This is a genomic window from Bacillus sp. FSL K6-0993 (assembly GCF_037977205.1).
GTDB lineage: Bacteria > Bacillota > Bacilli > Bacillales > Bacillaceae > Bacillus > Bacillus subtilis.
The window spans coordinates 1,534,206-1,553,244 of record NZ_CP150275.1; the positions used below are offsets into that span (position 1 = coordinate 1,534,206).

The following is a 19,039-nucleotide window of genomic DNA, read 5'->3' on the forward strand; positions in this document are numbered from 1 at the left end:
GGAAGAAAGGGAGATATTGGGGGAGGTCACATATGTTGAATGCGCTTACAGAAAAGCGGACGCGCGGATCTATGCTTTGGGATTATTTGACGACGGTGGACCATAAAAAAATCGCGATTCTTTATTTAGTGGCAGGGGGATTCTTCTTTCTTGTCGGGGGAATTGAAGCGATGTTTATCAGAATTCAGCTTGCAAAGCCGGAAAATGCGTTTCTCAGTGCTCAAGCGTACAATGAAGTAATGACTATGCACGGAACGACGATGATCTTTCTGGCTGCGATGCCGCTCTTATTTGCCTTGATGAATGCGGTTGTGCCTTTGCAGATCGGGGCTCGGGACGTTTCGTTTCCATTTTTAAACGCGCTTGGTTTTTGGCTCTTCTTTTTCGGGGGCATTTTCTTAAATCTAAGCTGGTTTTTGGGCGGAGCGCCAGATGCGGGCTGGACGTCATATGCCTCACTTTCGCTTCATTCTAAAGGGCACGGCATAGACTTTTTCGTCCTCGGACTTCAAATATCGGGGCTCGGGACGCTGATAGCCGGGATTAACTTTTTGGCCACGATTATCAACATGAGGGCTCCGGGCATGACGTATATGAGGCTGCCTTTGTTTACATGGACGACATTTGTGGCCTCGGCATTGATTTTGTTCGCGTTTCCGCCGCTTACGGTTGGATTGGCTCTCATGATGCTGGATCGACTGTTCGGAACCAATTTCTTTAACCCGGAGCTTGGCGGAAATACGGTCATTTGGGAACATTTATTTTGGATCTTCGGCCACCCGGAGGTTTATATCCTAATTTTGCCTGCATTCGGTATTTTTTCTGAGGTCATCCCTGTGTTCGCCAGAAAGCGTTTGTTTGGCTATTCTTCAATGGTTTTTGCAATCGTGCTCATTGGCTTTCTGGGCTTTATGGTTTGGGTGCATCACATGTTCACGACTGGTCTCGGCCCGATTGCAAATGCGATTTTTGCGGTTGCAACAATGGCTATCGCGATTCCGACCGGGATTAAGATTTTTAACTGGCTGTTGACGATTTGGGGAGGAAATGTGAAGTATACAACCGCTATGCTGTATGCTGTCTCATTTATTCCATCCTTTGTGCTCGGCGGTGTGACGGGAGTCATGCTGGCAGCTGCTGCGGCTGATTATCAGTTCCATGATACGTATTTTGTGGTTGCGCACTTCCACTACGTCATTATTGGCGGCGTTGTATTCGGCCTTTTAGCCGGTGTTCATTTCTGGTGGCCGAAAATGTTCGGTAAAATTCTGCATGAAACGATGGGGAAAATTTCATTTGTATTGTTTTTTATCGGCTTTCACCTCACGTTTTTCATTCAGCATTTTGTCGGCTTAATGGGGATGCCGCGCCGGGTTTATACGTTTTTGCCAGGACAGGGTCTGGAAACCGGCAACTTGATCAGTACAATCGGGGCGTTTTTTATGGCGGCAGCTGTTATTCTTCTGCTGGTCAATGTCATATGGACATCGGTAAAAGGTGAATATGTAGGTGCTGATCCATGGCATGACGGACGTACGCTGGAATGGACCGTTTCTTCACCGCCGCCGGAGTATAACTTTAAACAGCTTCCTTTTGTCAGAGGACTTGATCCGCTTTGGATCGAGAAGCAGGCAGGGCACAAATCAATGACGCCGGCGGAACCAGTTGATGATATTCATATGCCAAACGGCTCAATCCTGCCGCTCGTCATTTCCTTCGGCCTTTTTGTCGCAGCGTTCGGGCTGCTGTACAGAAGTGATTACGCTTGGGGCCTGCCGGTGATCTTTATCGGGCTCGGCATCACATTTATTACGATGCTGCTTCGTTCAGTAATTGATGATCACGGCTATCATATTCATAAAGAGGAACTGCCGAACGATGATAAAGGGGTGAAGGCATAATGCAAGTTCAAGAAAAATTCACCGCAGAAACCTTTCCAGCTTCTCCTGAAAAAGTAACCCTGGAAGGGAAAAATAAATTTTTAGGCTTTTGGCTTTTTCTTGGCGGAGAGACTGTTCTGTTTGCGTCTCTCTTCGCCACGTTTCTTGCGCTTCGGAATTCAAATGCCGGTGATCCGCCTACGACGGAAATGTTCGATGTGACACTTGTATTCATTGCCACAATGCTTCTATTAACGAGCAGTTTAACGAGTGTGTACGCGATGTACCACATGAAGAACTTTTCCTTCGGCAAGATGCAGCTTTGGCTGGGAATTACGATTTTATTGGGGGCGGGCTTTTTAGGACTGGAAATCTATGAGTTCAAGCATTACACCCATGAATTTGGCTTTACCATCACAAGCTCTGCCCTTGGTTCTGCGTTTTACACGCTTGTCGGTACACACGGCGCCCACGTGGCATTTGGGCTTATGTGGATCAGCACGCTTATGATCCGCAATGCCAAGAGAGGGCTGAATCTGTATACGGCGCCTAAGTTTTACGTTGCCAGCCTTTATTGGCACTTTATTGATGTCGTGTGGGTCTTCATCTTTACCGTTGTATATTTAATGGGGATGGTGGGATAAACATGGTCGATAAAAAAAGCAGAGGGCATATCAATAGCGACCTTGAATTTAAGAAAAAAAAGCATGCCCGGGAGATGAAATATCAAGTCCTGTCTTTTGGTTTAATGATCGGTCTTACGATTGTTGCATTTCTGACTGTGGCCACGGACGGTGTCGGCAGCTGGTTTACGATTCCTTTCATTATTTTGCTAGCTGCTATTCAAGTCATCTTTCAGCTGTATTATTTCATGCATATGAATCAGAAAGGGCATGAGGCGCCGGCACTGTTTTTGTATTCAGGGGTGTTTGTCGCGTTTATCACTGTGCTTGCGTTTGTGACAATTATATGGTGGTAATTTGAACAGCCGCCGGAGGTGAAGAAATGAACCAGTTGGAGATATTTGGGTTTCGCGCGATGTGGAGCCCTTATCTTTTTTGTATCCTGTTAGGCATTACGGCGCTTTATCTCTATTTTTACAGGCGAATGTCTTCAAAGCCGAATCGAATAACTGGTAAAGAGATGGTGTGCTTTCTGTCGGCGATGCTGTTTTTATATGCAGCCGAGGGAAGCCCGGTTGATCTGCTCGGACATATTATGTTCAGTGCGCATATGGTGCAAATGGCCGTCCTATATTTGGTTGTCCCGCCACTTTTGATCGCGGGAATTCCTGCATGGCTCTGGGAAAAAATCATTTTCAGGCCTTCAATCAAACCGGTTTTTTCCTTTTTTACAACGCCTTTAATTGCTTTGCTTTTGTTTAACGGCATTTTTTCTTTATATCATGTACCGCTTATATTTGATACTGTCAAAACCGATCCGTTTTACCATACATTAATCACTTGGCTTATCTTTGTGCTTGCGTTCTTCATGTGGTGGCCGCTTGTTCATAAGGTTGAGCGTCTACGGCAGCTCAGCGGCTTGATGAAGCTGGGTTATATTATGGCGGATGGTATGCTGCTCACACCTGCTTGCGCCTTGATCATGTTCAGCGGTGCACCGTTATACGCCACCTATACAGATCCGGCTGTATGGGCAGAGGCAATGAGGCTTTGTGTGCCAGCGGATATGATGGGGCAGGTCCCATTAACAGGGCCAGAGATGTTGAATACACTGCCTTTGTTAGAGGATCAGCAGCTCGGAGCAGTCATGATGAAAATCATTCAGGAAATTGTGTACGGTACTTTTTTGGCCATTATTTTTTTCCAATGGGTGAAGAAAGAAAGGGAAAAGGACGGGCAGGAGGAGCCGCCGTATATTCAGCAGACGATATCATAAAAGGTACAGCGAAATATGCTGTACCTTTTCGTTACATTTGAACTGTTTTTAACATGTTGGCTATGTCCTGAATCAGTGCCTTGCTTTTTGTCACAACCTGTACGGGAAACTCTTCCGTTTCTCCATATTCTACTCCATGAGGGTAGTAATGCTTTCCTAGGAGAGGGGACATTAATTGAATCACGGCGCGCCCGCTTCCGACATCGCCTTCTGATGCAATGCCTTGTATCCGCAGGTAAAACGTACCCTCAATCGTCGAAAACTTCTTGTCATAGGTGACTCTCTCGTAATCCCATTGACCCGCTCTGATGAGACCTTTGCTTTCCATTAAGTCGTCTAGCCAGCTGAGCTCAGCCTTAACCCCTTCAAGTCCGCTTTCAGTAAACTTCAACACTGACCCCTCCTTATAAAAATTACCTTTCCTGACAATCATAGTATGAAAGCGTTAAACTTTCAATGAATCTTCTTCTTTTGAAAGTATGCAAAAATTAAATTTTGACGACAATAGCACTAGACTAAAGGAGGTTAAACGGATGACAAAAATAAAAGATCTGATGACAGCCGACTTGCAATATTGCACGGTATTAGATAATGTATATGAAGCTGCTGTAAAGATGAAGGACGCAAATGTAGGAGCGATTCCGGTAGTTGATGAGGACGGGGAAACATTGGTCGGCATCGTAACCGACCGCGATCTCGTATTAAGAGGAATCGCCATCAAAAAACCGAACTCGCAAAAAATCACTGACGCGATGACCGAAAAACCTGTCAGTGTGGAGGAAGATGCTTCAGTCGATGAGGTTCTTCATTTGATGGCATCGCATCAGCTCAGAAGGATACCAGTTACAAAAAATAAAAAACTGACTGGCATTGTCACGCTTGGTGATCTTTCTTTATCTGAGCAAACGAATGAACGTGCCGGCAGCGCCTTATCGGATATTTCCGAAGGTGATAATAGAGAAGAAGGCTTTTTTCATTAACACATAAATCTTTGACATGTTAAATAGGCTGTATTGTAATGGGATGTAAGCAAGAGATTGTGAATCGCCACGGGGGTGATAGATTGAAAAATATATTGAGAGCAATGGTTATCCTTTTGATTATCTGCGGAACCTATGTTCTGTTTATTCAATATGGATCTGTTCCTGAAAAGAAATCAAATGACAGCGAGCCTCAGGTGTCGAATGAGGAAGCGCAAAGCGGCAAACGAATACATATGCCGACTTCAGGGTTATTGTCCTTCATGGGCAAGCCCGCCGATGAAGTAACGAAAAAGCTTGGGGAACCTGAACGTATTGACCCTTCGGCTTATGATTACGATTGGTGGGTATACAATCAAGGTAAGGATCAATATATCCAAATCGGGGTATTAAACAATAAAGTGGTCACATTATTCGCTGCGGGTAATGATATTAACGCCAAGCCTTTCAAAATTGGAGAATCAACTGGCGAAGTATTCAAGACCACCCAGGTGGCACCATTTGTGAATGTAGAGTATAAAGGAAATTCCTATCGGTTTGAATTTTCTGAAGAAGATATCAATACAAGACCGACTGTAAAGGTAGGAAAGATGTATGTCCAGCTGTATATGGACAAATTTGAGGGGAAGCTATCCAGCATCAGGGCGTTTGATGCGCAAACCTTTGTAAAGCAAAGACCTTATGAGGTAGTGTACCGCGGGGAATTAATTAAACCGAAAGCCGTTTCAGATGAGAAATGGAAAAAGATCCAAACAACGAGCGAAAAGCAAATCCTTGATTTGACGAATGTCATACGCGTTAAACATGGACTTGCGAAGCTTGAGTGGGATCAGCCAACGGCGGAAGTGGCATTTGGACATAGTGAGGATATGAAGGAAAATAATTATTTCTCCCATGTCTCTAAAAAATACGGCTCGCTGAAAGACCGCTTAGAAGAAGGGCATGTTGACTTTCAGCAAGCTGGAGAAAATATCGCATACAATTATGTGGACGGTCCGGCTGCTGTAGAAGGCTGGCTGAATAGCGAAGGCCATCGAAAAGCGCTTCTGAATTCAGATTATACGCATCTTGGTGTCGGAGTAGACCGGAAATATTACACCCAAAATTTTATTAAGCGATGGTAATGAAAGCCGCGGACGAATGGTTCCCGGCTTTTTCTATTTCCATACAAGCTGGTCTGAATGAATGTGCTGATAGCTTACAGATAAGGCCGTTTCCCATCCCTTCAATCAGGCTTTTTCACCAGTGTATAGGGCTATCGCTAAAAATTCATTTGGGAATGAATATAGGCGAACACAATGCCCGACAAAACGATACATTGTAGTAGGTAACGATTTTCGGAGGGGGTGAGGATTGTGGCGAATCAACATGCCAATCATTCAATCAATGACTTTAAACAATTCGTCAAGAAGCATCCCAAGCTGATAAAAGAAGTGCGCAAAGAACAAAGAAGCTGGCAGGACGTATATGAAAATTGGGTCCTCTTCGGGGAGAGCGACCCGATTTGGGATCCTTATCGGGAACCGGAAGAAGCTTCTGAAGCTGTGCCTGAAACACCGCAAAAAAATGATTTTGTCTCGAAAATGGTGACAGCGGTGAAAAAGATGGATGTCAATCAAATGAACGAACAAATCAATAAAATGAGCCAGTCGATCTCATCGTTGCAAAGCCTTCTTAATACATTTTCCGGAAGCGGACAGAAGCATTCTCAGCCAGGCTCTGGACAGCATCCTTTTTCTTTTCGAAAGGATTAAAAAAGGGGAGCTCATATGCGCAAAGAGGTTCAGGAATATATTTTAGCAAACGAAGAACGGAAACGATTCATCAGAGAACAGCCGATATGGTACCGCAGGCTTTCAAGAAAACCGGATGATCTGTCCTCCTTTCAGCTTGAAATGATGAATTTTTATGAAAAAACCATTCCGCATCGGGTGAATCAGTTTACGAACGGGATTCAAATGGCGCAAATGATGATGCAAATGTTTCAAGCGATGCGGACAAAAGATTAAAAGGCCCCGAAAAAGGGTCTTTTTTCATGCGGACATAAGGTTTTGTATACGGCTGCGGTTAAGCATTTTCCAATTGGCTGGTTTCATGGTAAACTAACAACTGGAGGTGCATGTTATGTATGCGACGATGGAATCCGTGCGGCTTCAAAGTGAAGCTCAGCAGCTTGCCGAGATGATTCTGCAGTCGGAGACGGCTGAGAACTACCGCAATTGTTACAAGCGTCTCCAGGAAGATGAAGAGGCAGGTCGGATTATTCGTTCTTTTATCAAAATAAAAGAGCAGTATGAGGATGTACAGCGTTTTGGCAAATATCATCCTGACTATAGAGAAATATCCCGGAAAATGAGGGAGATCAAACGTGAGCTGGACCTGAACGATAAGGTGGCTGACTTCAAGAGAGCTGAAAATGAGCTCCAGTCTATTCTTGATGAGGTCAGCGTTGAGATTGGGACAGCTGTTTCGGAGCATGTGAAAGTTCCGACTGGGAACCCTTATTTTGACGGTTTGTCTTCATGCGGAGGCGGCTGCGGTTCAGGTGGAAGCTGCGGATGTAAAGTGTCCTGACGAGACTGGCCGTCTCGTCTTTTACATATAAGAGAAAACAGGCAGGTGATTGTATTGGAGAATAGGCGCCAGGGCATGGTTGTGTATCTGCACTCCCTAAAGCAGAGCAAAATGCTGAGGAAGTTCGGGAATGTGCACTATGTATCAAAACGATTAAAATATGTCGTACTGTACTGTGATATGGACCAAATTGAAAAAACAATGGACAAGATTGCGTCTTACTCATTTGTGAAAAAAGTGGAGCCTTCTTATAAACCGTTTTTAAAATTGGAATTCGAGTCAAAGCTTGATAAGGCAAAAGAATACGATTATAAAATCGGCATATAGCTATAAAAAAATCCCCGCAGGCATCTGCGGGGTCCTTCTATTCCTTAATATGTTAAGGAGAAGGCAAAGGGAGAGGAGAAACCGGAGGAAGAACTTATGGGGAAACGTAAGTCTTCTCCGCGGTTGGCAACAACATCCTCTAGATGCTGTTGCTTATAGTATGGTCAAGGATCATGCTGCCTATACACCTGTTTATCAAGATTAGCGTTCATTGTTTGGAAGAATGCTTTATGTTAAGATAGGATTGATTTTTTTCTATGTACATAGCGGCGTCCGGCCGAATAAAGAAACAAAATAGCTTTTAGAAAAAGTGGTGTGGAACATGAGAGTAATTTCTGGATCAAAAAAAGGCCGTTCACTAAAGGCTGTACCCGGAACATCAACAAGACCGACAACCGACAAAGTGAAGGAATCCATTTTCAATATGATCGGCCCTTATTTTGACGGGGGCAGGGGACTTGACTTATTCGCAGGGAGCGGAGGTCTTGGAATCGAAGCGCTTTCACGCGGGTTTGAGCATTGTATATTCGTTGACCGTGATTTTAAAGCGATTCAAACGGTAAAATCTAATTTGAAAATGCTGGAGCTTACAAAACATGCACAGGTATACCGCAATGATGCGGAACGTGCTTTGCACGCTGCTGCTAAAAGAGAAACCGGCTTTCGCGGAATTTTTCTCGATCCGCCGTATAAGGAACAAAAGCTGAAAGCACTTTTAACTTTGATTGACGAATATCAAATGCTGGAAGAAGACGGCTTTATCGTCGCTGAGCATGACAGAGAGGTCGAGCTTCCCGAAACCGTAGGAGATCTTGTGATGACAAGAAAAGAAACCTATGGGTTAACAGGTGTGGCGATTTATAAAAAGAGGGGGTAGTGAGGTGGCGAGTATAGCTGTCTGTCCCGGCAGTTTTGATCCGGTGACCTACGGGCATCTGGACATCATCAAGCGCGGGGCGCATATTTTTGAACAAGTGTATGTATGTGTGCTGAATAATTCTTCAAAAAAGCCTTTGTTCAGTGTGGAAGAACGGTGTGAGCTTCTGAGAGAAGTGACAAAAGACATTCCGAACATAACAGTTGAAACATCGCAAGGCCTGTTAATTGATTATGCAAAAAGAAAAAATGCGAAAGCCATTTTAAGAGGCTTGAGAGCTGTATCTGATTTTGAATACGAGATGCAGGGGACATCAGTAAACCGTGTGCTTGATGAATCTATTGAGACATTTTTTATGATGACAAACAATCAATATTCGTTTCTAAGTTCAAGCATCGTAAAAGAAGTGGCGAGATACAACGGCTCGGTATCAGAGTTTGTACCGCCGGAAGTAGAGCTGGCGCTTCAGCAAAAATTCAGACAAGGATGAGGGTTTTGACTCATCCTTTTTTTGTTCCGTTTGTCAGTCTGTAAGAAAAAATGATAATGTACGTAAACAGCGCGCATAGTGTGACAGCAGGTCCGATCTGCACAAGCAGATTCCAGCCGTTTATGAAGGCAGTTGGCATTTCACTGCTGTTAAGAGATTTAAATACATACTGATACGGATCATGCCATGCCGTGTAAAGAGGTTTCCATAAAAGCATGACGAAGACAGCGGCATAAACGCCCTGCAGCAAACGTGCGATAAAGAATGGTTTAAATCTAATGTCGGTTTCCGATAAAATACCTGCCACCTGAGCTTGTACGGAAAAGCCGCTAAACCCGAGAATAAAGCTGACGATAATGGCTTTTTGCAGAAGAGAAACATCTGTCTCGCTGACAAGCTTGCTGCCTAATGTAATTTCAAACATCCCTGATAAAAGCGGAATGTCCAATTGAGTCGGAAGCTGAAACAAAGTTAGTGCTCCTTTTGTGAAAACAGACAAAACATCAGTCAGCTGGACCACTGACAACAGCCGATTGAAGACAGAAAATAAAATAATAAAGCCGCCTACCATAAGAAGCGTTTGAACAGAAGACGTCACGGCGTCGCCTAAAATTTTACCCAAGGGCCGTTTTTCTGCAAGTCTGGCGGTATGAAGAGCGTGTAAAGCATCTTTGACTGAAGGGAAAGGTATCGTTTTCTTTCTTCTGAGATGCTGCTCTTCCTTGCGGCCATAGGAACGCATTGTTAAACCGACGGCAAGATTCCCCAAATAGTGTGCAGAAGCTAATAAAATGCCTAGTGACGCGTTTTGAAAGAAACCGACGGCAACAGCGCCGAAAATAAAGAGCGGGTTTGAAGAATTGGTAAACGACGCGAGCCGTTCTGCTTCTACTCTTGAAATCTGATTTTCCTGCCGCAGACGGGCAGTGAGTTTTGCTCCCGCTGGGTTTCCTGATGCCATTCCCATAGCAAGAACGAAGCCGCCGACACCCGGCACGCGAAAGATCGGCCGCATAAAAGGCTCAAGCAAAACACCGACAAACCGCACAATGCCAAAGCCGATTAAGAGTTCGGACAGAATGAAAAATGGCAGCAATGACGGAAACACAACCTCCCACCACATAGACAGCCCGGTTTTAGAGGCTTCGAATGAGGCCTGTGGATGTGAGATGACAGTCGCTGTTAAAAAAAGAAAAAACGAGGCAATCAAAAGTGTATTAATCTTCGACAAGTTCATTCTTACCTCCCCGATGCTAAAAATGCCCAATGACATGTATATCATGATAAAATAATGTATGATGTAAAACGGCCAAGCAGTACCTGTCCTCTTGATTCTTTGTACTAATATACGAGCATAGGGGTTCAGTTTAGACCATAGAATTCGGTATACAGGAAATTCAGGCAGGAGGTTAACGCTTTGGCCAAACCTAAAATCGGGTTAGCGTTAGGATCGGGAGGGGCCAGAGGGCTTGCTCATCTCGGTGTGCTTTCCAGTTTACATAAGCACCAAATTGAAGTGGATATGATTGCAGGAAGCAGCATGGGCGCTTTGGTGGGCAGTTTTTATGCCGCCGGACATGACGTGGCAACGATGAAAAAAGTAGCCAAAGCCTTTAAACGAAGGCTTTATGCTGATTATACGGTGCCGAAGCTCGGTTTTTTAAAAGGTGACCGCGTCAGACAGCTTGTGCATGCTTATACATTCGGAAAACCGATTGAAGAGCTCCAAATCCCGCTGGGCATTGTTGCGTGTGATCTACAGACGGGAGAAAAGATTGTGTTCCGAAAAGGATCAGTGTCAGATGCAGTGAGGGCCAGCATCAGCATACCGGGTATCTTTATTCCGCAGCGGCTGGACGGACGCCTTCTTGTAGACGGTGCGGTCGTCGATCGAATTCCGGTTTCTGTTGTGAAAGACATGGGAGCTGATATTATCATCGCTTCGGATGTTTCCAGGGTTCGAAAAACTGAGACAGCAGTGCATATTTTTGATGTGATTATGCAAAGTATGGATATACTGCAAAATGAATTAGTGCGGCATCAAACAATTGCCGCAGATATCATGATTCGCCCTTCCCTTGAAACATACAGCTCAAGCTCGTTTGCCAATATTGAAGAAATGATATCGGCAGGCGAAGAGGCGACAAACCGAATGATCAGCAAGATAAGAAATGAAATAGAGAATTGGGAGGGCTCATAATTTGCTACGTAAAAAACATTTTAGCTGGATGCTCGTCATCCTCATACTGATCGCCGTTTTATCATTTATAAAACTTCCATACTATATTACAAAACCGGGAGAAGCGACAGAGCTTGCTTCATTGATAAAAGTGGAGGGAGGCTACCCGGAAAAAGGAAGCCTGTCCTTAATGACTGTTAAAGTGGGACCGGCTAATCCGTTTACATATGTGTGGGCAAAGATGCACCCTTATTATGAAATTGTTCCTGATGAGAGCATTAAGGAGGAAGGCGAGTCAGATAAGGAGTATATGAAAAGACAGCTCCAAATGATGAAAAGCTCGCAAGAAAATGCGGTTATAGCCGCCTATCAAAAGGCAGGAAAAAAAGTCAGCTATTCCTTTAACGGCATATACGCAAGCTCAGTTGTAGAAAACATGCCGGCAAAAGGGAAAATAGAAGTCGGTGATAAAATCATCAGCGCAGACGGCAAAAACTATCAGTCTGCTGAAAAGCTGATTGATTATATCAGCAGCAAAAAAGCGGGAGATAAAGTCACGTTAAAGATCGAAAGAGAAGAAAAAGAAAAGCGTGTCACCCTTACGTTAAAACAATTTCCTGATGAGCCGGATCGGGCAGGAATCGGAGTTTCGCTTTATACAGACAGAAACGTGAAGGTAGAGCCTGATATTGATTTTGAAATCGAAAATATTGGCGGCCCGTCAGCAGGGTTAATGATGTCCCTTGAAATCTATAATCAGCTGACAAAACCAGACGAAACAAAAGGCTACGATATTGCGGGAACAGGTACGATTGATGTTGACGGAAAAGTAGGCCCGATCGGTGGCATTGATCAAAAAGTCGTCGCCGCAGACAAAGCCGGAAAAGACATTTTCTTCGCGCCAAATCAAAACGGCGCCAGCAATTCCGATTATAAGAACGCAGTAAAAACAGCAAAAGATATTGATTCAGATATGAAGATTGTGCCTGTTGATACCATGCAGGATGCGATTGATTATTTGAATAAGCTGAAAGCGAAAAGCACCTGATTCTCAGGTGCTTTTTCTATACATTTAAAAAGTGTTGTTCATCTTCGTCATATCGAATCGGTGCATGTCCGTATTCCTGCAGGTCAAACTCAGTTCTCAGCGGCTCTTCTATCGGCAGGCTGTAAATCCTGCTTGCTTTTACGTCCAGATCGAGAGCTGGATGGGAGAAAGAGGACAGTTTGCTGACAAGCGGAACAGACAGTGCTTTTTTCTTTTCGGATAAATAAGCCTGTCCTTTTTTCGTCATGCCGAGAAGCCTGATATACGGCACCTTATCGTTGTCAAGCAGCTTTTGCATATCCTGTTTTTTTGTTCTGGTTAAAATGTGTGTATTCATCCGCTGGAGCCTTGTCCACGTATAGCGTTTTGTTTTCAGCAGCTCCATAAATTCCTGATAGTAGCTGGATTTTCTGATCGAACGAAGAATTCTGTGCTCTAAACCTTCCTCCACCTCGTATACTTGCTGTAATTCCTGTGCCGTTACAGTTGAAAGGCTGTATTTTAAGTAAGAAAAGTAGCTCTCAGGTGTATGCCACAATCCGAAAGATTTGCGGTAAGCTGCTAATTCACGTGCAGAGGCAGCAGGGAGAAAACGAAGGCAGGCTTCGAGATTCTGGCCAGTCATCGCTTTTCTGATGCTTGTGGCGCTTGCGATGTGGTTTTCGCCTTCAGGGAGATCGGCATCATGATAGTCCGAAGAGATGCGTGCCGTAGTATAAGGTTTCATAGGGTATCCCCCGGTTAGAATCGAAGTCACATACTGGTATCCCAAAATGTTATTTGGTTTTGACAAGTCAAGTGCACTTTCGGTATGCAAAATGGAGCTGAAGGCGCTAGCCGCTGCTGCTGGGTAACTCGTTCCCGTTTTAAGTTCTTCTTTAATTCGGTCATCAAATGTATGTTTATGCTCACCAATAAGCTGTGCTGTTTCTAAAAACGGCTTGATATCCCCATTTTCACTCCCGAAAAACAGCGCCTCACATTCAAGTTCGTTCAGGATGGAAACACTGCCGCGTGCAAAAATGTCCGCTTTTTGCACGGCATAAAGATAAGGCAGCTCAATAACAAGATCAACTCCGCTTTGCAGCGCCATTTTTGTTCGGGCCCATTTTGACACAACAGCCGGTTCCCCACGCTGTAAAAAATGCCCGCTCATGACCGCGACAGCCGTGTCACATCCGGTTTGCAGCTTTGCTGTTTGGGCATGATAAAGGTGACCGTTATGAAAGGGATTATATTCAACCACCAATCCGACAGCTTTCATATTTTTTCCGCCTTTCTTGCTATGTTTAAAAACGTATGGTACATTTGCAAATGAAAACTCTTACGCCTTATTTTTGTTTTAAGTGTATGCATAGCATATTCCGCTGTCAACGATACTTCAATGGCAGCATTATGCTGTAAAGAAAAAATATTGACAAAAACAATCTTAAAAGCTATAATCATGTTTGTTGCTTTCCTGAGGTGATACAAATGAAATGGACGATTTATCAGCTGCATCAAATGCCAAAACAAAGTTTTGAGTTTGATGAAACAGTTGAGTTAAATGAGCTGACAAAGCTGAATTCTGACATTCGCCGCATTTCTCCCGTCCGGGTGAAGGGCAGAGCGGATATCAAATCCAAACAGGTTTCGTTTGATTTTACAATTTCAGGCGAAATGATTTTGCCATGCTCAAGAACACTCGTTGATGTCCCGTATCCATTTGAAATTTCAACAAAAGAACTGTTTATATTTCATCACACGGATGATATAGAAGATGATGACGTTCACATTGTTGAGGACGATACTATCGACTTAACTCCGATCGTGAAAGAAGAAATTCTTTTAGAAATCCCTATGCAAATCTTTTGTGAATCTGAACAAGAAAAAGGAGCTGCTCCTCAAGAAGGAAAGGATTGGCAAGTCATTTCGGAAGAAGACAAGAAGAATCAAGTTGATCCGAGACTTGCAGCCCTCGAAAAGCTCTTAAAACAAGATGATGAATCTTAACTCTTTAAGGAGGTGGGAATAATGGCTGTACCTTTTAGAAGAACTTCTAAAATGAAGAAAAGATTGCGCCGTACACATTTCAAACTTAATGTACCTGGTATGACAGAATGTCCGTCATGCGGAGAGATGAAGTTGTCTCACCGTGTATGCAAAGCATGCGGATCATACAACGGCAAAGACATAAATGTAAAAAGTAACTAATAAGAAAAGCGCGGGGTGAAAGCCCTGCGCTTTTTCTTTTTCTCTTCCTGTCAGCTTGCGGAAAATTTGTGAGTGCAAATAGTCTATCTAATCTATTACCGGCATATGTATGAGATAAATAAGCTGACATGGAGGGAGATTGAATTTGACCATTACAAGACAAGATGCTTGGACTCAGGATGAGGATTTGCTGCTGGCAGAAGTGGTGCTTCGTCATATTCGAGAGGGAGGAACACAGCTTTCAGCCTTTGAGGAGGTTGGGAGGGCGCTTACCAGAACCGCGGCAGCCTGTGGTTTCAGGTGGAACTCGTATGTGAGAAAACAATACCAGTCAGGTATAGAGCTTGCAAAAAAGCAAAGGAAAGAACTGAGAAAGCAAATCGGCGTTCATTCGGTCAATATGCCGAATTCCATGAAGCAGACTGCCTCGGCATCGTCGGAAGGAAAACGAGATTTGTCCATTCAGGATGTCATCCAATTTCTCGAACAATTCAAAGAAGCGCCGTCTGCACAAGAATTTCAGCTTGAAAGGGAAAAATTGAAGGAGCAAATCCAATCGCTGCAAAAAGAGCTTGAGGATTTGCGGAGTGAAAATCAGACATTGCGGAATCAGCTAGAGATGACAGAAGAGGATTACAAGGCACTGATCGATATCATGGATCGGGCCAGAAAAATGGTTGTTTCGAAGGAAGACGGAAGAATGAAAAAAGCGGCTCAAGAAACGTAAAGAAACGCCTGAAATGAACCGGCCCTATAGTAAGAATAGGCCGGTTGTTTTGATTTCTATGCAGACTCTCCCGGTGTCATTTCGTGATCCATATCAGGATGCCAGATGAGCGGGTTTTCCCCTTTGTCCCGCGCCATATCATACTTAACAGTTTTAAAGTTCATTTTATTCCAAAATTCCGCTGATTTCATTCTCGGATTTGTCCGGATCGGCATTTTGAATGATTTTGCAAATTCAACCAAGGCTCTCCCGTATCCCCTGTTCTGGTAGCCCGGAAGAACCTCAAGCTTCCACAGCTCCAAATAATCCTGGCGGTTGTCAAAATAGGGATTCGATTTGCCGTTAACTTGATACAGACTCATTCGTGCTACAAGTTTATCGCCAAAATAAATCCCGTAAAAAGGCGAGGTGCTGTCATTTTCAATAATATTATCCTGAAGTTCTTCAAGCATTGAAAGCTCCTGAATGCCGTATTCTTTGAATTTCTTGAATTCTTCCAGCGTTTTATAGTTGATAAGCAGACGTTCTACCTTTGTCAAACAAATCTCCCCCTTTGTTGTTACTACATATATTGTAAACGCTTTATTTAAAAAATCCAAATATTTAAACTTTAATTTTAAGCACATGGGATCTTTGAGAAGTAATTTCTTCTTACTTCTGCTATGATAATACGTAAATGCTAAATTGGGTGTGACATCATGAAAATTGGAATTATCGGCGGGGGCTCCGTCGGTCTTTTATGCGCCTATTATTTGTCACTTTATCACAACGTGACTGTTGTGACGAGGCGGCAAGAACAGGCTGCGGCCATTCAGTCTGAAGGAATCCGGCTTTATAAAGGCGGAGAGGAATTCAGGGCTGATTGCAGTGCGGACACGAGTATCAATTCGGACTTTGACCTGCTTGTCGTGACAGTGAAGCAGCATCAGCTTCAATCTGTTTTTTCGTCGCTTGAACGAATCGGGAAGACGAATATATTATTTTTGCAAAACGGCATGGGGCATATCCACGACCTAAAAGACTGGCACGTTGGCCATTCCATTTATGTTGGAATCGTTGAGCACGGAGCTGTAAGAAAATCGGATACAGCTGTTGATCATACAGGCCTAGGTGCGATAAAATGGAGCGCGTTCGATGATGCTGAACCAGACCGGCTGAACATCATGTTTCAGCATAACCATTCGGATTTTCCGATTTATTATGAGACGGATTGGTACCGTCTGCTGACGGGCAAGCTGATTGTAAATGCGTGTATTAATCCTTTAACTGCGTTATTGCAGGTGAAAAATGGAGAACTGCTGACAACGCCAGCTTATCTGGCTTTTATGAAGCTGGTATTTCAGGAGGCATGCCGCATTTTAAAACTTGAAAATGAAGAAAAGGCTTGGGAGCAGGTTCAGGCCGTTTGTGGACAAACGAAAGAGAATCGTTCATCAATGCTGGTTGACGTCATTGGAGGCCGGCAGACGGAAGCTGACGCCATTATCGGATACTTATTGAAGGAAGCAAGTCTTCAAGGTCTTGATGCCGTCCACCTAGAGTTTTTATATGGCAGCATCAAAGCATTGGAGCGAAATACAAACAAAGTCTTTTGAGCTTTTTCGGTAACATGCTATACTCATTTCGGATCACTAACTATTTATTGGAGAAAGGAAGTTCTAGAAGATGCAGCTAACTGAACTTTCCATCAAAAATCAGAATGTGTTTGTACAGCACTATATAGATGGCAAAGAAGAAATGTCTTCTTTTTTTGATTACAGTATTCATCATAAGGACATGTGGCGCGAAAGACTGGAAGACTTATCTTCCCGGTTTTTCGCAAGAGAGGAATTGGCGGCGTACTTAACCTCTTACCATAATAAATTCGGTTCAAGTGCGATGCAGTCTGCTATTGAGAAGCTGAAGGACCCGTCAAGTGCCGCTGTAGTCGGCGGACAGCAGGCAGGACTTTTAACAGGACCGCTTTACACCATACATAAAATCATTTCAATCATTGTTTTAGCAAAGCAACAAGAAAAGGAACTGCAAGTGCCTGTCATACCAATCTTCTGGGTGGCTGGAGAAGACCACGATTTGGATGAGATTAATTTTGTTCACACAACTGAAGAGAATGGGCCTGTGAAAAAAAAGCTGCCTCAGTCTTATTGGAAGAAATCATCAGCAGCGAGTACATCGCTTGATCAAGAAAAGTGTGCCGCGTGGATAGATGATGTTTTTGCCGATTTTGAAGAAACAGACCATACGAATACACTTCTCGACAATGTGAAACGATGTTTAAGGGAATCTGTTACGTTTACTGACTTCTTTGAACTGCTGATCGCGGATTTGTTCCAAGAAGAGGGCTTAGTTTTATTAAATTCTGGAGATCCGGGGATTAAAAAGCTGGAAACGGCCATGTTCCAAAAGATTCTTCGAGAAAATGATGAACTCGCCAGGGCTGTATCAGATCAGCAGGCTTTCATGCGTCAAGCAGGCTACAAACCGATTATCGAGTCCGGAAAAGAGCAGGCGAATCTGTTTTATGAATACGAAGAAGAGCGTTTTTTAATTGAAAAAGATAACGGCCGATTTGTCATCAAAGAGCTTGATCTAGGATGGACGATGGATGAACTTCATACACATATGGAAGAACATCCAGAGCGTTTCAGCAACAATGTTGTAACGAGGCCGTTAATGCAGGAATTTCTCATTCCGACTTTAGCATTTATTGCAGGGCCTGGAGAAATCAACTATTGGGGCGAGCTCAAACAGGCTTTTGCGGTGATGGGCTTCAAAATGCCTCCTGTCATGCCAAGGCTGAACATTACGATACTTGAGCGGCATATTGAGAAAAAACTGGCTGAACGGAATATCTCGTTACAAGACGCGATTGAGCGCGGAACGGAGAATCAAAGAGAGACATACTTCGAGCGCCAGATTCCGGAAGAGTTTACGGCGGTGATGGATCATGCGAAAAGCCAAATTGAAGCGATTCACAAAACGGTCCGGCAGGAGGCGTTAAAGGTTGATCAAAGCATGGAACCTTTACTCCTGAAAAATGCCGCTTTTATTCAGGATCAGCTTCAATTCTTAGAGCGCACGGTGACGAAGCGAATTGAAGAAAAAGAAGGCTACGTCTTAAAGGATTATGAAAGAATTCAAAATAGCATTAAGCCGCTTCTTGCGCCGCAAGAACGGATTTGGAATATCATGTATTATTTGAACAGGTACGGTCCAAAATTCTTCACGACATTCAAGAATCTGCCATTTTCTTTTCAAAATCAACATCAAGTTGTCAAACTTTGAAATAAAGTTTTAAAGAACCCTGAATAGTTCAGGGTTTTTTTTTATGGGTAAACAGTGTAAAATGAAGTTGTGGAGCGAAGTGGTGAATAGTGGTGAGTTAAGGAGAGAAAGTGGGGCAAGAGATCATGTTTATGGGTGAATATCAGCATACCATCGATGCGAAAGGCCGCATGATCGTACCCGCTAAATTCAGAGAAGGCCTAGGTGAGCAATTTGTGCTGACTAGAGGACTTGACCAATGTCTCTTCGGCTACCCTATGCACGAATGGAAACAAATTGAAGAAAAACTAAAAGCTCTTCCTCTCACAAAGAAAGATGCCCGCGCGTTTACCCGTTTCTTCTTTTCAGGGGCGACTGAATGCGAACTGGACAAGCAAGGCAGGGTAAATATCGCATCATCTCTATTGAATTACGCCAAACTGGAAAAAGAATGTGTTGTTATCGGGGTTTCTAATCGAATTGAATTGTGGAGTAAAGTAATTTGGGAACAATACACAGAAGAGCAAGAAGATTCATTTGCTGAAATTGCTGAAAACATGATTGGGTTTGATATATAATGATTCTTCGTGTATAACACTCT

The 19,039-nt window shown here is 43.6% G+C and carries 25 protein-coding genes; 20 read left to right on the forward strand and 5 right to left on the reverse strand.

Translation table 11 applies throughout. The features are described 5' to 3' along the window. Positions 1-32 precede the first annotated feature (32 nt). Genes ctaD through ctaG form a run of 4 tightly spaced genes read left to right on the forward strand, consistent with a single transcriptional unit; the run spans position 33 to position 3,779 of the window. Positions 33-1,901: a cytochrome c oxidase subunit I gene (gene ctaD, locus MHH79_RS08055; protein WP_015383583.1), complete on the forward strand. Its 1,869-nt coding sequence runs from the start codon at positions 33-35 to the stop codon at positions 1,899-1,901. Next, entirely contained in the window at positions 1,901-2,524 is a 624-nt protein-coding gene (ctaE, locus tag MHH79_RS08060; RefSeq protein ID WP_003232244.1) for a cytochrome c oxidase subunit III, read from the forward strand. The genes ctaD and ctaE overlap by 1 nt, the downstream gene beginning before the upstream one ends. Positions 2,525-2,526: 2 nt before the next feature. Further along, positions 2,527-2,859, forward strand: a complete 333-nt coding sequence (ctaF, locus tag MHH79_RS08065) for a cytochrome c oxidase subunit IVB (RefSeq protein WP_003232242.1) — start codon at positions 2,527-2,529, stop codon at positions 2,857-2,859. A 26-nt stretch (positions 2,860-2,885) separates the two neighbouring features. Next, complete coding sequence (gene ctaG / locus MHH79_RS08070; protein ID WP_046664162.1) at positions 2,886-3,779, forward strand: cytochrome c oxidase assembly factor CtaG; 894 nt, start codon at positions 2,886-2,888, stop codon at positions 3,777-3,779. Positions 3,780-3,810: 31 nt separating this feature from the next. On the opposite strand, the gene MHH79_RS08075 is transcribed toward ctaG, so the two are convergent. Then, entirely contained in the window at positions 3,811-4,173 is a 363-nt protein-coding gene (locus MHH79_RS08075; RefSeq protein WP_309529620.1) for a YugN family protein, read from the reverse strand. A gap of 139 nt (positions 4,174-4,312) precedes the next feature. On the opposite strand from MHH79_RS08075, the gene MHH79_RS08080 reads away from it, so the two are divergent. From MHH79_RS08080 to coaD, 8 genes are all read left to right on the forward strand, one after another. Continuing rightward, positions 4,313-4,759 carry a CBS domain-containing protein gene (locus MHH79_RS08080; protein WP_003221362.1) on the forward strand — a complete coding sequence of 149 codons (447 nt, stop codon included), beginning with the start codon at positions 4,313-4,315 and terminating at the stop codon, positions 4,757-4,759. Positions 4,760-4,842: 83 nt separating this feature from the next. Beyond that, positions 4,843-5,883 (forward strand): CAP domain-containing protein, encoded by a 1,041-nt coding sequence (locus MHH79_RS08085; RefSeq protein ID WP_015483195.1) that lies wholly within the window; start codon positions 4,843-4,845, stop codon positions 5,881-5,883. Between the two features lie 231 nt (positions 5,884-6,114). Then, positions 6,115-6,513, forward strand: coding sequence for a YlbD family protein (locus MHH79_RS08090; protein ID WP_003232233.1), 399 nt, complete (start codon positions 6,115-6,117; stop codon positions 6,511-6,513). A gap of 15 nt (positions 6,514-6,528) precedes the next feature. Then, positions 6,529-6,768: a YlbE-like family protein gene (locus MHH79_RS08095; RefSeq protein ID WP_003232231.1), complete on the forward strand. Its 240-nt coding sequence runs from the start codon at positions 6,529-6,531 to the stop codon at positions 6,766-6,768. A gap of 115 nt (positions 6,769-6,883) precedes the next feature. After that, positions 6,884-7,333: a regulatory iron-sulfur-containing complex subunit RicF gene (gene ricF, locus MHH79_RS08100; RefSeq protein WP_003221370.1), complete on the forward strand. Its 450-nt coding sequence runs from the start codon at positions 6,884-6,886 to the stop codon at positions 7,331-7,333. A gap of 54 nt (positions 7,334-7,387) precedes the next feature. Beyond that, positions 7,388-7,660 carry a YlbG family protein gene (locus MHH79_RS08105; RefSeq protein WP_009967171.1) on the forward strand — a complete coding sequence of 91 codons (273 nt, stop codon included), beginning with the start codon at positions 7,388-7,390 and terminating at the stop codon, positions 7,658-7,660. 322 nt (positions 7,661-7,982) lie between these two features. Continuing rightward, the gene (gene rsmD, locus MHH79_RS08110) at positions 7,983-8,537 is read left to right on the forward strand and encodes a 16S rRNA (guanine(966)-N(2))-methyltransferase RsmD (RefSeq protein ID WP_340035080.1); all 555 of its coding nucleotides are present in this window, start codon (positions 7,983-7,985) and stop codon (positions 8,535-8,537) included. A 4-nt stretch (positions 8,538-8,541) separates the two neighbouring features. After that, positions 8,542-9,027, forward strand: a complete 486-nt coding sequence (gene coaD, locus MHH79_RS08115) for a pantetheine-phosphate adenylyltransferase (protein WP_003245283.1) — start codon at positions 8,542-8,544, stop codon at positions 9,025-9,027. Positions 9,028-9,037: 10 nt separating this feature from the next. Here coaD and spoVV read toward each other — a convergent pair whose 3' ends face one another. Then, positions 9,038-10,264 carry a dipicolinic acid transporter SpoVV gene (gene spoVV, locus MHH79_RS08120; RefSeq protein ID WP_072175369.1) on the reverse strand — a complete coding sequence of 409 codons (1,227 nt, stop codon included), beginning with the start codon at positions 10,262-10,264 and terminating at the stop codon, positions 9,038-9,040. Between the two features lie 180 nt (positions 10,265-10,444). Between spoVV and MHH79_RS08125 the strand changes: the two genes are divergently transcribed. After that, positions 10,445-11,227: a patatin family protein gene (locus tag MHH79_RS08125; protein WP_015383589.1), complete on the forward strand. Its 783-nt coding sequence runs from the start codon at positions 10,445-10,447 to the stop codon at positions 11,225-11,227. A 1-nt stretch (position 11,228) separates the two neighbouring features. Next, complete coding sequence (ddcP, locus tag MHH79_RS08130; RefSeq protein WP_014476730.1) at positions 11,229-12,254, forward strand: protease DdcP; 1,026 nt, start codon at positions 11,229-11,231, stop codon at positions 12,252-12,254. A gap of 16 nt (positions 12,255-12,270) precedes the next feature. Here ddcP and MHH79_RS08135 read toward each other — a convergent pair whose 3' ends face one another. Beyond that, positions 12,271-13,518 (reverse strand): nucleotidyltransferase, encoded by a 1,248-nt coding sequence (locus tag MHH79_RS08135; RefSeq protein WP_340035081.1) that lies wholly within the window; start codon positions 13,516-13,518, stop codon positions 12,271-12,273. Further along, positions 13,515-13,700, reverse strand: a complete 186-nt coding sequence (locus MHH79_RS08140) for a hypothetical protein (RefSeq protein WP_003232215.1) — start codon at positions 13,698-13,700, stop codon at positions 13,515-13,517. Before MHH79_RS08140 ends, MHH79_RS08135 begins: the two co-directional genes overlap by 4 nt. A gap of 27 nt (positions 13,701-13,727) precedes the next feature. Between MHH79_RS08140 and MHH79_RS08145 the strand changes: the two genes are divergently transcribed. The 3 genes from MHH79_RS08145 (at position 13,728) to gerR (ending at position 15,174) form a co-directional block, all read left to right on the forward strand. Continuing rightward, a complete protein-coding gene (locus MHH79_RS08145) occupies positions 13,728-14,246 on the forward strand; it encodes a DUF177 domain-containing protein (protein ID WP_014479718.1) in 519 nt (172 codons plus the stop codon). A gap of 21 nt (positions 14,247-14,267) precedes the next feature. Then, positions 14,268-14,447 (forward strand): 50S ribosomal protein L32, encoded by a 180-nt coding sequence (gene rpmF / locus MHH79_RS08150; RefSeq protein ID WP_003154457.1) that lies wholly within the window; start codon positions 14,268-14,270, stop codon positions 14,445-14,447. A 145-nt stretch (positions 14,448-14,592) separates the two neighbouring features. Continuing rightward, positions 14,593-15,174 carry a sporulation specific transcriptional regulator GerR gene (gene gerR / locus MHH79_RS08155; RefSeq protein WP_015383592.1) on the forward strand — a complete coding sequence of 194 codons (582 nt, stop codon included), beginning with the start codon at positions 14,593-14,595 and terminating at the stop codon, positions 15,172-15,174. A 56-nt stretch (positions 15,175-15,230) separates the two neighbouring features. Here the strand turns inward: gerR and MHH79_RS08160 are convergent, their stop codons facing one another. Next, positions 15,231-15,713, reverse strand: coding sequence for an N-acetyltransferase (locus tag MHH79_RS08160; RefSeq protein WP_014476736.1), 483 nt, complete (start codon positions 15,711-15,713; stop codon positions 15,231-15,233). A 159-nt stretch (positions 15,714-15,872) separates the two neighbouring features. On the opposite strand from MHH79_RS08160, the gene MHH79_RS08165 reads away from it, so the two are divergent. The 3 genes from MHH79_RS08165 to mraZ all read left to right on the forward strand — a co-directional run bounded on the left by MHH79_RS08165 (position 15,873) and on the right by mraZ (position 19,016). After that, positions 15,873-16,769: a 2-dehydropantoate 2-reductase gene (locus tag MHH79_RS08165; protein WP_047182576.1), complete on the forward strand. Its 897-nt coding sequence runs from the start codon at positions 15,873-15,875 to the stop codon at positions 16,767-16,769. A gap of 70 nt (positions 16,770-16,839) precedes the next feature. Further along, entirely contained in the window at positions 16,840-18,459 is a 1,620-nt protein-coding gene (gene bshC, locus MHH79_RS08170) for a bacillithiol biosynthesis cysteine-adding enzyme BshC (protein ID WP_063335316.1), read from the forward strand. Between the two features lie 125 nt (positions 18,460-18,584). Next, entirely contained in the window at positions 18,585-19,016 is a 432-nt protein-coding gene (gene mraZ / locus MHH79_RS08175; protein ID WP_003221402.1) for a division/cell wall cluster transcriptional repressor MraZ, read from the forward strand. The last annotated feature ends 23 nt before the right edge of the window (positions 19,017-19,039 follow it).